15 protein-coding genes are annotated in these 13,258 nt (G+C 48.7%); 7 read left to right on the forward strand and 8 right to left on the reverse strand.

What is annotated here, in order from left to right; genetic code table 11:
- Nucleotides 1-126 precede the first annotated feature (126 nt).
- The 8 genes from Q0274_RS09550 to Q0274_RS09585 form a co-directional block, all read right to left on the reverse strand.
- Nucleotides 127-672 carry a superoxide dismutase family protein gene (locus tag Q0274_RS09550; RefSeq protein WP_298029252.1) on the reverse strand — a complete coding sequence of 182 codons (546 nt, stop codon included), beginning with the start codon at nt 670-672 and terminating at the stop codon, nt 127-129.
- 65 nt (nt 673-737) lie between these two features.
- Entirely contained in the window at nt 738-1,406 is a 669-nt protein-coding gene (locus tag Q0274_RS09555; RefSeq protein ID WP_298029253.1) for a molybdenum ABC transporter permease, read from the reverse strand.
- Nucleotides 1,403-2,104 (reverse strand): molybdate ABC transporter substrate-binding protein, encoded by a 702-nt coding sequence (gene modA / locus Q0274_RS09560; RefSeq protein ID WP_298029255.1) that lies wholly within the window; start codon nt 2,102-2,104, stop codon nt 1,403-1,405. The genes Q0274_RS09555 and modA overlap by 4 nt, the downstream gene beginning before the upstream one ends.
- A 116-nt stretch (nt 2,105-2,220) precedes the next feature.
- Nucleotides 2,221-3,072 carry a ModD protein gene (gene modD, locus Q0274_RS09565; protein ID WP_298029257.1) on the reverse strand — a complete coding sequence of 284 codons (852 nt, stop codon included), beginning with the start codon at nt 3,070-3,072 and terminating at the stop codon, nt 2,221-2,223.
- Between the two features lie 2 nt (nt 3,073-3,074).
- Nucleotides 3,075-3,572 carry a nitroreductase family protein gene (locus tag Q0274_RS09570; protein WP_298029259.1) on the reverse strand — a complete coding sequence of 166 codons (498 nt, stop codon included), beginning with the start codon at nt 3,570-3,572 and terminating at the stop codon, nt 3,075-3,077.
- 681 nt (nt 3,573-4,253) lie between these two features.
- Nucleotides 4,254-4,922 (reverse strand): ThiF family adenylyltransferase, encoded by a 669-nt coding sequence (locus Q0274_RS09575; protein ID WP_298029261.1) that lies wholly within the window; start codon nt 4,920-4,922, stop codon nt 4,254-4,256.
- A complete protein-coding gene (gene surE, locus Q0274_RS09580) occupies nt 4,915-5,694 on the reverse strand; it encodes a 5'/3'-nucleotidase SurE (RefSeq protein WP_298029263.1) in 780 nt (259 codons plus the stop codon). Before surE ends, Q0274_RS09575 begins: the two co-directional genes overlap by 8 nt.
- A gap of 407 nt (nt 5,695-6,101) precedes the next feature.
- Nucleotides 6,102-6,602: a hypothetical protein gene (locus Q0274_RS09585; RefSeq protein WP_298029265.1), complete on the reverse strand. Its 501-nt coding sequence runs from the start codon at nt 6,600-6,602 to the stop codon at nt 6,102-6,104.
- 68 nt (nt 6,603-6,670) lie between these two features.
- On the opposite strand from Q0274_RS09585, the gene Q0274_RS09590 reads away from it, so the two are divergent.
- Genes Q0274_RS09590 through Q0274_RS09620 form a run of 7 tightly spaced genes read left to right on the forward strand, consistent with a single transcriptional unit; the run spans nt 6,671 to nt 13,056 of the window.
- Nucleotides 6,671-7,858 carry a lipid-A-disaccharide synthase gene (locus Q0274_RS09590; RefSeq protein ID WP_298029267.1) on the forward strand — a complete coding sequence of 396 codons (1,188 nt, stop codon included), beginning with the start codon at nt 6,671-6,673 and terminating at the stop codon, nt 7,856-7,858.
- Nucleotides 7,859-7,906: 48 nt separating this feature from the next.
- A complete protein-coding gene (greA, locus tag Q0274_RS09595) occupies nt 7,907-8,398 on the forward strand; it encodes a transcription elongation factor GreA (RefSeq protein WP_177388511.1) in 492 nt (163 codons plus the stop codon).
- Nucleotide 8,399: 1 nt separating this feature from the next.
- On the forward strand, nt 8,400-9,407 hold the full coding sequence (gene argC, locus Q0274_RS09600) for an N-acetyl-gamma-glutamyl-phosphate reductase (protein WP_298029269.1): 1,008 nt from the start codon (nt 8,400-8,402) through the stop codon (nt 9,405-9,407).
- Between the two features lie 42 nt (nt 9,408-9,449).
- Complete coding sequence (locus tag Q0274_RS09605) at nt 9,450-10,184, forward strand: UDP-2,3-diacylglucosamine diphosphatase (RefSeq protein WP_298029271.1); 735 nt, start codon at nt 9,450-9,452, stop codon at nt 10,182-10,184.
- Nucleotides 10,185-10,215: 31 nt separating this feature from the next.
- Entirely contained in the window at nt 10,216-10,839 is a 624-nt protein-coding gene (gene serB, locus Q0274_RS09610) for a phosphoserine phosphatase SerB (protein ID WP_298029273.1), read from the forward strand.
- Entirely contained in the window at nt 10,832-11,839 is a 1,008-nt protein-coding gene (locus Q0274_RS09615) for a transaldolase (protein ID WP_298029275.1), read from the forward strand. Before serB ends, Q0274_RS09615 begins: the two co-directional genes overlap by 8 nt.
- Entirely contained in the window at nt 11,839-13,056 is a 1,218-nt protein-coding gene (locus Q0274_RS09620) for a type IV pilus twitching motility protein PilT (protein WP_177388521.1), read from the forward strand. Before Q0274_RS09615 ends, Q0274_RS09620 begins: the two co-directional genes overlap by 1 nt.
- Nucleotides 13,057-13,258 lie beyond the last annotated feature (202 nt).

Raw genomic sequence — 13,258 nt, forward strand, 5'->3', positions numbered from 1 at the left:
CATAAATTTAACGGCAGAGCGTGTACATCTCGGCGCTACGGACGGCGAAATTTCGTCGCGTAAATTTAACTGTAGGGCGAGTAAATTTAGAGATTGCGGATGATTAAATTTCATCCGCAACGAAGCCTATTTTATAACGCCGCAGACCATTCTAGCGCCGCCGCCGCCAAGCGGCTTCGGATGGTCGCTGTGGTTATCGCCGCCTACGTGAACCATCAGCGAGTGGCCCTTTAGCTCATCTAGGCTCTTGATTTTCGGAGCTAGCACCGGATAGACCGCATTGCCCTCGGCATCGACGAAAAGTGCAGGCAGATCGCCCTTGTGGCCGCTATCGTCCCAAGCAAACGAGTGCTTTTTGGTATCGCTTGGATCCCAGTGGCCGCCCGCTTTCATACCTAGACCCTTCTCATTTGCGCCGCAGTCGGCATTTTGATGCACGTGAAAGCCGTGTACGCCGCTAGCAAGACCTTTTAAATTCGGGAAAAATGCCACGCCGTAGTTCGTCTCGACCGCTACGACCTCGCCGACGGTTACGTTGCCCTTCTCGCCCAGCTGCTCCATAGTGATGACGAGGTGCTTGCCCGTCTTAGGGTCAAAATTTTGCATATCGCCGTGCTCGTGAGCGATCAAGGCGCTTGCGACTAAAATTGATGAAATTAAAAATTTCTTCATGAAAAATCCTTTAAAATGAAATGTGAGTGCAATTTTATCCAAAAATACTTAAAAAATAATTTTTCTTATTTAGATAAATTTTGCTTTTTATCTAAAAGGCTTATCGCGAAGAATAAGATCAAGCTGAAAATTACGAGTAAAACGCTTAAAATCAGCGCCCGCTCGTTCTCGCCGTCATACACAGCATTGTAGATCGCAAGGCTTAGCGTGTCGGTTTTGCCTACGATGTTTCCGCCCAGCATCAGCGTGATACCCACTTCGCCAAGCCCACGCGAAAGCGCTAAAATAAGCGCGGAGCCTAGCGTTTTAAGCGAGCTAGGAAGGATGACGAAGAGGAAAATTTGAGCTCTGTTTTTGCCTAAAATTTGCGCGGCTTCAATTAGGCTTTTCGGAAACAGCTCAAAGCTCGCACACACGGGCTTTACAAACAGCGGCAGCCCCACCAAAAATGCGGCGATTACCAATGAAGAGAAGTTAAAAACGATGTCTAAATTTAACGCAGAGCCGATAAATCCGCTCTTTCCAAAAACGTAAAGTAGCAAAAATCCCGTCGCGATCGGCGGGAAGATGAGCGGAAAAATCACTAAAATTTCGACGATTTTTTTAAGCTTCGATTTACTAAAGGCTAAAAAATACGCAATCGCAAGCCCTGCCGTAATCAGCAGCAAAAAGCTGCAAAACAGGGCTTTGACGCTTAAAAGCAAAGGATGCGCGATCCAAGCTATGTCGCTCATTTAAGGCCGAATTTTGAAAAAATCTCTTTTGAGCGATCCGATTGAAATTCCTTCATTACCTTTTCGCAAAACGCCTGCTCGCCGCACGCGCTAAGCCTTGCGATACCGATGAATGCAGGGCTGTAGAGGCTCTCGTCGATGTAGATGATCGAGCCGAACTCATTTTTTTTGGCGACCGCTTCGGTGCTGTTGATAAAGCCCGCCTGCACCTCGCCGTTGATGACGTATGCGACCACCTGCGGTACGCCCGCGACGGCTAAAATTTTATCTTTTACCCCATCCATCTTGGCGTTTTGTAAAAACTCGTTCGTTCTGATACCGTAAATCGCCTTTTTAGGATCGGGCATCGCGATTTTATCGAATTTTGCGATTTCCGATACGTCGTTTATTTTAATATTTTTCGGCGTTACTAAAACGAGCGCGCCGCGCCCGATACGTTCAAATTTAGTGATATTTAGATCGCTTTTTTTCAAAAACGCCTCGTCGCCCACGATGAATGAAATTTTATTCTCGCGCGATTGAATGACGAGCTGGCCGAGGTTTGCAAACGATCCCGCCATGTCCATGCCCTCTTTTTTCAAATTTTCGATCACGACCGAGACGGGCTTTTTGTATCCGCCGCCGGCCGCGATTATCAGCTGATCCGCGCAGAACGAAACGCTTGCCGCAAGCGCTAAAATAAAAGCAATTTTTTTCATGAAAATCCTTTTTTGAAATTTTAAGAATTTTACAAAATATACTCTTATCTATTAATAAATCCCGCTCTTTTGCGGATCCAAGGCGCACATCCTGCATCATAATTAAAATTTAATATTTAGATAAGCTCTATCTTTCCGCCTAGATCGCACACGCCCTGATTCCAAACCGCCGAGCTTACGAGCACGTCCGCGCCGGTAGCTGCAAACTCTGCGCAGTTATTCTTATTTATACCGCCCGCGGCGCAAATTTTAATCTGCGGCGCCGTTTCATCTCGCTTCAAAACGCAGGCTCTAAGCTCGCCCGGGCTCATCTTATCGCACATTATCGCATCCGGCGCGTATTTTAAGAGCTCGCTAAATTCGCGCTCGCTCGCCACTTCAATCATGATCTTTCGCTCGGGCGCGCGCTCTTTGAATTTAGCGATCTGCGCGCAAAACTCGCTAAAGCTCGCAAACGCGCGAATGTGATTTGAAAAAAACAGGACGCTGTCGTGCAGCCCCAGGCGGTGCATGCTCCCGCCGCCCGCGATCAGCGCATTTACGCAAAGCTCCTTTGCAAAAGGAAAGCTCTTGCGCGTTGCGCCCAGCACGCAGCGCGGATTAACTTCTCGCATCAGCGCAACCATCTCGTGCGCGTAGGTTGAAATTTTGCAGGAGTACTCAAACACGATCTGAACGATCTTCCAAGCTTTATGGAGGCTCTCGAAGCTTCCCTGCGCGCTAAAAATTTCATCCCCCGCGCCAAATGCGCTTCCTTCGCGCGCTAGCCGCCCCGTCTCGCAACCAAAGCGCGCCGCCACTTCGCGCGCGATTCCTCCGCCGCTAAAGATCAGATCCTGCCTCGTTACGATCGAAAGTCGCGCGGGCGCGTTTAAATCCACGAAGTCCTGTAAAAGCTCGGTCGTAAGGTCCAAAAACGCGCCGTCGCTAGCGATAAGATCGTCGATTTTACTCTGCGAAATAAACATATCTAGCCTACGAAGTGAATTTTAGCGGGCTCAAAGCGTGAATGCGCCTTTGTGACGCGAGACGGAAAGCCCAAAGGCATAATGCAAAAGGCTTCCAAATGCCCAGGCAGATCCAAAATTTCTCTTACGCGCTCCATCGCGTAAATATCGGGCGCTACGCCCAGCCACGTGGTGCCAAGCCCCAAATGGTGCGCTGCCAGCCAGAGATTTTCTGCCGCACAAGCGCAGTCGTAGCGAGCGTAGGGCTGGAATTTTAAGCCGTTTTTGCGCGTGCAGACCACGATCGCAAGCGGCGCATCCTTCGTGCAGCCGCCGTAGGTGCCGACGCTGCTAAGTAGCGTAAGCGTAGTGCGGTCGCGTACTACGTAAAACTCCCATGAGCGCTGGTTGCCCGCGCTAGGGGCTTGCATCGCGGCTTTTAGCACGAGCTCAATCTGATCGTCGCTCGGCATCTTCTCGGTAAAGCTCCGTACGCTCGTGCGTGTAAAAATTTCATTCATCGCTGCTCCTTTAAATTAAATTTCTAAATTCCGCTTTTTGCGAGCGGTAAAAAATGGAATTTAGAAGTAAGCTTGCCGCTGCGTTTGCTTGAGCCTTGCTTACGCTTTACGCTTATTTAGGCGCTGCGCGGCGGCTGATGCGCGCTAATTTGGTTTTACTTGCCTGGGTGCGCCTCTTTTTGCATCAAAAAGCGCGCGAAACTGCGATAAAATTTTACCGCGCTGCTATGAAAATTCGCCGTAAAGAACATCCGCTCAAACTTAGCTTACTTAAATTTCGCTCACGAGCAAGCTCGCGACCCGCCTATTTAAATTTTTAATCCTAGACCGCTATTTGGCGCCCGCTAAAACGGCGCACCGCATACTATAGATATGCACGCGTAGCTTGCGTGATCTTTAAATTTCATCTCGCGCGTAGCCTGCGCCGATCTTTGCAGACAAAATTTTATCCTTCGTGGCGAACGAAATTTCACCTTTGCGCCGAGCAAATTTTATCTTCGTCGTCCGGTAAAATTTAACTTTCGCCGCTTTGAATTTTAACCGCACGCGCGCCGCAAAGCACCCGCCACGCCGTACCGCACGCAAAGCGCGCTCGGATCAAAAGCTCAAAATATTTAAAATTTAACCGCAAAATACGACCAGACGGAGCCACACGCCGAAACGCTATAAAATTTTAACCGCTTAAGTCTGCTTGCTTATCAGCCTGCGCACGACGTAGCTTGCGATGAAAAGCCCGAAGCTCGCGGTCACGCCCATGAAGCTGCCCATCGATTTGACGCGCGGCGGCTCGCTCGAGCAGACGACGTCAAAATCACCCGCAAAGCCGCGCTTTCGCAGCTCATATCTGATCTTGCGCGCGAGCGGATCGCCTTGCGTCTGCCAGATTGAGCGGATTTCGATTTTAGAGGGATCGAGCCTCTTTGCGCCGCCCATCGAGCTTACAAAGCCCGCGCCTGCCTCGCTGCAGCGCAGCGCAAGAGCGATCTTGGCGCTCACGTCGTCGATCGCGTCGATTACGAAATCAAATTGCGCCAGATCAAATTTAGATAAAAATTCCTCATCGATCCTAGCGGCAATCGGCGTTACGCCTTTAAATTTGCGCGCAAAAACCTCGCATTTTAGCTCGCCTAGGCACTCGCTTCCAAGCTGGCGGTTTTGGTTGGTTATCTCGAAGCGATCGCAATCGATCACGCTTAAGCTTACCGCGCCGCTGCGGTACAGCGCCTCTATCGCCGCTCCACCCACGCCGCCACAGCCGCAGATTAAAATTTTAGCGCTTTGCAATCGCGCGAAATCCTCGCCGAAAAGTAGGCGCGAGCGCGAAAAGCGGTCTACTACGACCTCACTCATCGTTTTTCATCCACCTTTCTAGCGCGCTAATCTGCTCGTGCGCGGTTAAATTTAGCTTGATCGGACTTAGCGTCGCCCGCCCCTCAAAAAGCACCGAAATGTCGCTGTTTTCGTTTTTGCTCGCATCAAAGCTGAGCGTAGATTTGCCGAGCCAATAATACTCCATTCCGCGCGGATTGCGGTTTAGTTGCGCGTCCGTGTCGTAGAGCTTCTCGCCGCATGGCGCTACTACTAGCCCCTTGAAATCTTGCTTTGAGACGGCAGGAACGTTTAAATTTAAAAACTGCTTCGGCGGCAGCGGAAAGCCGTTTTTGAAAATTTTCCCCACCAGATCAACCGCAAGCTCGCACGCTAGATCAAATCCGTACCGCTGCAGCGAATCCGCGACGTAAAACTGGCTCACCGCAAGCGCGGGAATACCTTGCAAAACCCCCTCCATCGCTCCTCCGCAGGTGCCCGAATAGGTCACGTCCTCCGCGACATTGGCGCCGTGATTTATGCCGCTTATCACAAGATCGGGCTTGCGGTTATACAGCGCGCGGAGTGCCAAATACACGCAGTCTGCGGGCGTAGCGTCGTCGAGTTTGAAAAATCCGTCGTCGAGTTTTACAAATCTAAGCGGACGCGTGAGCGTGAGCGAGTGCGAGCATGCCGATTTCTCCGAGCTTGGCGCTACGATGGTTACGTTTGCGACCGATCTTAGCGCACTTGCGAGCTCCAAAAGCCCGCGCGCTTCGAATCCATCGTCATTGGTGATTAAAATTTCTTTCATATTCTCTCTTTAGCTAAAATTTCACGACAGGCCTATCAGAGCGGAATCCCGTCTGCAAAAATTCTAGCGCTCAATTCTTTACTATGCAAAAATTGCTACTTAGTTTGCGCGGCATAAAATTCCGTCGCGCCAAATTTTTTCGCAAAAATTCCATCACAAACTTAGATCACAAAATTCATAGAAAAATTCCGCCTTTTTGCTACGAAATTTTATCTTTTTTCGCTACAAATTTTATAGCCTGCCATGTAATTTCATCGCCTAAATTTCGCTTTCGAAATTCCTTAAATTTGTGGTCGTGCCCTGCAACTCGCCACAAATTCCGCCTTTTAAATTATCGCAGATTTTGCGCCATAAAATTTCGCTTTCGCGCTGATGTAAATCCGCGGTATAAAATTATGCGAGATTATCTATAACCCCGCTTTGCGGCATATCTCCTCGCTCACCTGCGAATCAAGTAGGTGCGAGCTCGGATAATCGTAGAAAAACCGGTGCACTTCGCGCACTCCGCTTCGCAATAAAGCTCGCGTACTAGGTGCATTGCAGTCATTTTCGGTAATATCCTTAGTTAGCAATTTGAGATATTTTTGCCGATCGGAGCTTTTCAGGCTCGCCCAGCCAGGGCTTAGCGAGTAGGCATAGATCAGATCGCTTCCTTGTGCGCTAATTTCTTCGAGAAATACAAACTGCGCGACCTTAACGTGGGGCTTGGCGCCGCCTACGTCTGCTGCGATCTCGCTAGCTGCGGCTTTAGCGACGAGTGCGGGCGAGCCTAGCTTACTAAGCGCCTCAAAGCGTGCAGTTACTGCGGGATCCTCGGTGACTTGACGCTTTTGGTATTTAGCCGCGCCGCAACCGCCTAGCAACATCACGAACGCGCCGCATAGCGCTAAAATTTTAAAATTTCTCATCTTAAATCCTTTGTCGGCTTAATTTTAGCACATTTTGCTATAATTAACAAAAATTTAAAAGGCTAAATTTGAAATATTTAATCTCTTGCCTAGAGCCCTCTGCGAACCTCCATTTTAAAGGGGTTTTTGAGCATCTTAAAAAGCTCGATCCCGCTTACGAGATTTGCGGAATTTTCGACGAAAAGCTTGGCTCGCCGATATACAAAAGCAGCGAGTTTTCGGCGATGGGCTTTATAGAAATTCTGCCGCTGATTTTAAAAGCAAAGCGCGCGATAGCACAGATGACGCGACTTGCGGCGGAGTGCGATCGCGTGCTTTTGATTGACTCGCCCGCGTTTAATCTACCGCTAGCTCGCGCGATCAAAGAAAGCGGCGCGCGCGCGGAAATTTCATATTATATCCTGCCGCAGGTTTGGGCATGGAAGCAGCACAGAGCGGAGAAGCTGAAGGCGTTTTGCGACAATCTACTCTCCATCTGGCCTTTTGAGGCAAAATTTTTCGGCGCGGATTGCAAGGGAGATAAAGGCGCCGTGCCGCAAGAAGCGGAAAGCAAAGACGCCTCGCTACAAGAAGCAAAAGATAAAAATGTTGCGCCGAAAGAGTATGCCGCGCGTCCGAGCGAGCAAAGCGCTAAAACCGCAAAGTACTCTTTCGTGGGGCATCCGCTGCTTGATGAGATAAAATTCCAAAAAACAAGCTACGAAAAACAGGGCAAGATCGCTTTTATGCCCGGCTCGCGCAGAGCTGAAATTTCAAGACTGATGCCGATTTTTAGAGCCCTTGCGCCTAAATTTGAAAATAGCGAGCGAATCTTGATAGTCCCGCCGCATCTGATGGATCAAAGAGATGAAATTTACGGGCCTCTGGACGGCTTTAGCATTGCAAACGATACTCCCGCCACGCTTAAGGATTGCGATTTTGCCTTCATCTGCTCGGGCACGGCGACGCTTGAGGCGGCGCTCATCGGCACTCCGTTCGTGCTGTGCTACAAAGCGCGCGCGTTTGACGTTTGGCTCGCACGAAAGCTCATAAAGCTAAAGCACGTGGGGCTTGCGAATATTATTTTTGATTTTTTGGGCGAGGAGCCGCTGCACGAGGAGCTTTTGCAAGGCGAAGTAAGCGCGCAAAACCTACTTGCCGCATACGAGCGCTGCGACGCCGCTAAATTTAAACTTGCGAGCGAAAAGCTGCGAGATTATCTGAAATTCGGTTCCAGCGAAAACGTGGCAAAAATTTTAACGCAGCCTGCGAGCTAAAATTTTAAGGCTAAAGCTTATATAATTTGATAAAAAGAAAGGAAGATTATGACGACAGAACCAATGACGCTTTACGGATATGAAAAGATCACCTCCGAGCTCAAAGAGCTTCAGAGCGTGAAGCTGCCTCACATCGTGCAGCAGATCGACATCGCACGCGGACACGGCGATCTGAAAGAAAACGCCGAGTACCACGCGGCGCGCGAAGAGCAAGCGTTTTTGCTCTCGCGTATCGCCGAGCTTAGCGACATCGTCTCTCGCTCAAAGATCATCGACCCCTCGACCTACGAGCACGACCGCGTAAAATTCGGCTCCACCGTTACCTTTATGGACGTAGAGACCGAGCGGGAGGAGGTTTACACGATCGTGGGGCTTAGCGAGGCGGATATCTCGCGCAAACTCATCAACATCAATACGCCGCTTGCGCGCCAGCTTTTAGGTAAAGCCGAGGGCGACGAGGTGGTGCTTCAGCTGCCATCAGGCACTCGCGATGTGGAAATTTTAAGCGTCGAATACAAGCCGATAAAATTTGAGAATTAGCGTGAAAAAAGTAGGCATCATCGGCGTTAGCGGCTATACGGGGCTTGAGCTGATTAAGGCTCTACTTTCCCACCCGGGCTTTGAAATTTCATATTTGGGCGCTTCGACAGATGGAGAGATAAGCGAAATTTTCCCGCAGCTTCGCGGCGTGTTTGAGATGCGCGTAGAAGTCGCGGATGCTCGCGTTGCGGCGCAAAGATGCGATCTTATTTTCTTGGCGCTGCCGCATGAAAAAGCGATGGAATTTGCCCGCGAAATTTTAAAATTTAAAAGCGTCAAGGTAGTCGATCTATCGGCTGATTACCGCCTAAGTCGCGAGCTTTACGAGAAAAATTACACCGCGCATTTAGACCCTCGTAATTTAGCCCACGCCGTTTACGGACTGCCCGAGCTAAATCGCGAGAAGATCCGCGCGGCGCGGCTTACGGCAAATCCGGGCTGCTACCCTACCTGCTCTATTTTGGCGCTTGCGCCGTTCGTACGGCTACTAGATCCCGGTATCGGCGTATTTATCGACGCAAAAAGCGGAGTAAGCGGCGCAGGCAAGGCTCTTAAAACGAGCAGCCATTTCGTAAGCGTGAACGAAAACGCAAATGCCTACTCGCCGATCTCGCATCGCCACGCAGACGAGATCAAAGAGCAGCTACAAATTTTAAAAGGCGGTGCGTTTAACACGCTTTTCGTGCCGAATTTGCTGCCGATTACGCGTGGAATGCTAGTTAGCGCGTTTGGCGTGCTGCAAAAGAGCGTGGACGCAGAGGCGGTGCTGCGGGAGTTTTACGCAAACGAGCCTTTCGTGCGCGTCCGTAGCGAGCCCGTGAGTATAAAAAACGTCGCAGGGACGCACTTTTGCGATATTTTTGTAAAAACTGCGGGCGATAAAATTTGGATCAACTCGGCGATCGATAATCTTTTGCGCGGAGCTTCGTCACAGGCGATCGCAAACGCAAATTTAATGTGCGGATTTGCCGAAGATACGGCGCTGCCGCGCATCGCGCACGGAATTTAAGCGATGAGCTTTTTGTAAAAACTATCACGCGCCGGAGCCTAAATGCGAAATGATCAAATTCAGACGATAAAACCGGGTGCGATTTTTATCGGCGATGCGCACGCGGGTGCGAGCAGACCGCAATTTTTGAAATTCTTGCGCGCGCTGTGTTCCACGCAAAGCCTGCCGCCTCAAATTTTTATGATGGGAGATATGTTTGATTTTTTGGCAAACACGACCTACGTGCAGCGCTTCTACGAAGAGGAGATCGCGCTAATAAACGAGTTGTCGCGAAAATGCGAAATTTTTTACTTCGAGGGCAACCACGATTTTAATCTGCGCGAAATTTTCCCCCGCGCAAAAGTTTATCCAAACGCCGCGCAGCCCGTTAAATTTATGAGCGAGAGCGGCGAAGCGGTGCAGATCGCGCACGGCGATCTGTTTTTGCCGCGCCTGACGCAGTTTGCGCTGCTTTCGCTACGAAATAGAGCTTTTCTGAAATTTATGGATCTGCTCGATCGCGCTTTGAAATTTAAAATTTCAAAGATGATCTTAAAATCGCAAGAGGGGAAAAATCTATACAAAAAAATGCCAAATTTTAAGGATATAATCGCGCCGAAGATCGATTTTTACGCGGCAAATTTAATCATCGAGGGGCACTATCATCAAGATGAAATTTTATATTTTGGCAAAAAAAAATATATAAATTTATGCTCGTTCGGGGTTAGGAGTAAAATTTACGAGGTCGCAAAAAGCGAAAAATTTATGCTAATTCCAAAAAACTTAAACTTAAATTAGCTATAATTCCTAAATTTTTGCGAGGATATTTATGATAAAGCTTTGTGTTTTCGACTTTGATTCTACGCTGATGGACGGCGAAACGATAGGTTTTTTCGCCGCTAAAATGGGCGCGCAGGGACAAGTTAGCGAAATTACGAAGCGTGCGATGGCGGGAGAGCTTGATTTTTTTGAGAGCCTTAGCGAGCGAGTGGCGCTGATAAAGGGGATGAAGCTTAGCGATGCTAAAGCTATCGCGGAAAGCCTGCCTTTCGTTTGCGGCGCTAGCGAGATCATCGCGTATCTGAAAAATAAAGGCATAAAAGTGATCGTCTTTAGCGGCGGATTTCATCTAGCCACGGACGCCGCGCAGAAAAAACTAGGCTTTGACGCGAGCTTTGCAAATTATCTGCATGAAAAAAACGGAATTTTAACCGGGCTTTTCGGCGGCGAGATGATGTTTGGCTACTCAAAAGGCGCGCTACTTGCGCAGCTTAAATCGCTGATGGGCCTAAGCGCAAGCGAAGTAATGTGCGTGGGAGACGGCGCGAACGACGTTTCGATGTTTCGTGAGGCGGGACTTAAAATCGCCTTTTGCGCGAATGAAATTTTAAAAAGCGAGGCGAGCGTCTGCATTGAAAAAAAGGATTTGAAGGAGATTATGAAATATGTATGATAAAGCCCTAAATTTCAGCCTTTGGTGCGACTTTTTGGAGCGCGATTTTATCGATAAAGATTTCGACGAGCTGATCAAAAAGGGGATAATTAACGGCGCGACTTCCAATCCCGCGATCTTTAAAAACGCGATCCTAAGCTCCTCCGCATACGATGCGGCCAAAGAGGAATTTAGAAAAAAAGAGCCTAAAAAGCTGTATGAAATTTTAGCCACCGCAGATATCAGAAGCGCGGCGGAGAGCCTGCTAAAAAATTTTATCAACGGCGATGACGGCTTTGTGAGTATCGAGGTTGATCCGTGCTTTGCAGACGACGCTGAGGCGATGTATCGCGAGGGCAAGCACCTATATAGCACGATCGGCATGCCAAACGTAATGATTAAAATCCCTGCTACGAAGGCGGGCTACGAAGCGATGCGTGATCTACTAAAAAAGGGGATCAGCGTAAACGCGACCTTGGTTTTTTCGCCGGAGCAGACCGTAAAATGTATAGAGGCGATAAAAGAGGGGATCGCAGGCTTTCGTCGCTACTTCCCGAAAGCAAATTTACCAAAAACCGTAATTAGCATCTTCGTTAGCCGCTTCGATAGGCTGCTGGATGAAAAAATGGCCGCGGCGGGCCTTCCTACCGGCAAAATCGGCACGATGAACGCTTCAAAATGCTACAATATTATCACTAAAGAAAATTTAAACTACGTAAAGCCGCTGTTTGCGAGCACAGGCGTAAAAGGAGATGATCTGCCGAAGGAGTACTACGTCAGCGAGCTAATGTATCCGGGCTGCGTAAATACTGCGCCGCTTGAGACGATAGAGGCTTTTATAAGCGGCGATCAAAAGCCCAAAATGCCGCCTAGCGACGCGCAGATAGAGGAATTTTTCGCTCGCGTAGCGGATGCGAAGATCGATATGAAAAAAGCATATAAAAAGTTGCTGGATGACGGACTGGTGGCCTTTGAAGAGGCATTTAAAGAGATAATAAAAACACTTAAAAAGGAGAAATGATGGCGGGTTCTATAGATTATTCGCAGTATCAAGTTGACGCTTCTACGCTGGATTTTAAGCAGCGAGATAGGCTAAATAAATATCTGGAATTTTTAATCCAAAACGGCGGTAGTGACCTTCACATTAAATCAGGCGCGGTTATCAGAGGTCGTATCCATGGCGAGCTGGTAAAATTTAGCAAAACGCCATTTTTGAAAGAAGACGCGATGACGCTAGCTAAGGAGCTTCTCATCACGCGCTTTCCTGAGCTTATCGAGAAAAAGAGCGTGGATTTTACTTACAAGCTAAACGAAGATTATCGCTTCCGCGTTAATATTTTCTTTCAGATCGATGGTATCAGCGCGGTTTTCCGAACGATACCGGTTAAAATTCCAGAGATCGACGATCTAGGTCTGCCGCCTTCGATCAAAGATATTTGCGACACGGCTATGCGCGGCGTCGTGCTACTTACGGGGCCTACGGGAAGCGGAAAGACGACAACGATCGCAAGCATGATCAATCGCATAAATAGGCAAAGAACCAGCCACGTCGTTACAATCGAAGACCCAGTCGAGTTCGTTTTCAAAGACGATAAATGCATTATCAATCAGCGCGCTATCGGCGAGGACTGCAACAACTTTGCCGATTCGCTTCGCGCCGCGCTGCGAGAGGATCCAGACGTTATATTCGTGGGTGAGATGCGCGATTTAGAGACGATCGAGACCGCGCTTCACGCCGCAGAAACGGGCCACTTAGTGTTTTCTACGGTGCACACTATTGACGCAAAAGAGACGGTAAACCGAATCATTGCGATGTTTGAGCAGGCCGAACAGGAGCGTATCCGAATGACGCTAGCATCCGTTTTAGAGGCGGTCATCTCTCAGCGCCTTGCTCGTACTATCGAGGGCAAACGTGTGGCCGTCGTTGAAATTTTACGCAAAAACACCCGTATTAAGGATATGATACTTGATGCGCGTGACGATGAAATTCCAGACGCGATCGCCGACGGTCGCAATACCTACGGCATGCAGACCTTCGATCAGCACCTACTCGATCTTTACAGAGATGGCATTATTACTCGCGAGGAGGCGCTGGATAAGGCCTCTAAGCGAAACGACCTCGATCTGCAGATCAAAAACGTAGATCTTGCCAAAAAAAGGGATTTGGCAGCAGAATCCGGAGAGAGCGCCGAGGAGATGCTCGCCGGCGAAGTCGTACAGCTAAAAGAGATCCGCTAAGTCGTAAATTTTAAAATTTTAAATTCTTGCAATTTAAAATTTTAAAAAATTCTGCCTGCCGCCGCGCAGGCGGAATTCTATTCGCTTGCCCGCTGCTACGCGGGCATATACTACCTTAAATTTCGTTTTAAAATATCTAGAATTTCGATTAAAATTTCACGTCCGATTAATCTTATAAAATTCCTATTCATTTAATCTTTGA

It is taken from the genome of uncultured Campylobacter sp., from assembly GCF_937973075.1.
Taxonomy (GTDB): Bacteria; Campylobacterota; Campylobacteria; order Campylobacterales; family Campylobacteraceae; genus Campylobacter_B.

What these genes read in the sequence shown, in the direction of transcription:
- Q0274_RS09550 (WP_298029252.1), bottom strand. Translation starts at nt 672, where the DNA reads ATGAAGAAATTTTTAATTTCATCAATTTTAGTCGCAAGCGCCTTGATC.
- Q0274_RS09570 (WP_298029259.1), bottom strand. Translation starts at nt 3,572, where the DNA reads ATGAATGAAATTTTTACACGCACGAGCGTACGGAGCTTTACCGAGAAG.
- Q0274_RS09615 (WP_298029275.1), top strand. Translation starts at nt 10,832, where the DNA reads ATGTATGATAAAGCCCTAAATTTCAGCCTTTGGTGCGACTTTTTGGAG.
- modA (WP_298029255.1), bottom strand. Translation starts at nt 2,104, where the DNA reads ATGAAAAAAATTGCTTTTATTTTAGCGCTTGCGGCAAGCGTTTCGTTC.
- surE (WP_298029263.1), bottom strand. Translation starts at nt 5,694, where the DNA reads ATGAAAGAAATTTTAATCACCAATGACGATGGATTCGAAGCGCGCGGG.
- Q0274_RS09585 (WP_298029265.1), bottom strand. Translation starts at nt 6,602, where the DNA reads ATGAGAAATTTTAAAATTTTAGCGCTATGCGGCGCGTTCGTGATGTTG.
- Q0274_RS09575 (WP_298029261.1), bottom strand. Translation starts at nt 4,922, where the DNA reads ATGAGTGAGGTCGTAGTAGACCGCTTTTCGCGCTCGCGCCTACTTTTC.
- serB (WP_298029273.1), top strand. Translation starts at nt 10,216, where the DNA reads ATGATAAAGCTTTGTGTTTTCGACTTTGATTCTACGCTGATGGACGGC.
- greA (WP_177388511.1), top strand. Translation starts at nt 7,907, where the DNA reads ATGACGACAGAACCAATGACGCTTTACGGATATGAAAAGATCACCTCC.
- Q0274_RS09605 (WP_298029271.1), top strand. Translation starts at nt 9,450, where the DNA reads ATGCGAAATGATCAAATTCAGACGATAAAACCGGGTGCGATTTTTATC.
- Q0274_RS09555 (WP_298029253.1), bottom strand. Translation starts at nt 1,406, where the DNA reads ATGAGCGACATAGCTTGGATCGCGCATCCTTTGCTTTTAAGCGTCAAA.
- modD (WP_298029257.1), bottom strand. Translation starts at nt 3,072, where the DNA reads ATGTTTATTTCGCAGAGTAAAATCGACGATCTTATCGCTAGCGACGGC.
- Q0274_RS09620 (WP_177388521.1), top strand. Translation starts at nt 11,839, where the DNA reads ATGGCGGGTTCTATAGATTATTCGCAGTATCAAGTTGACGCTTCTACG.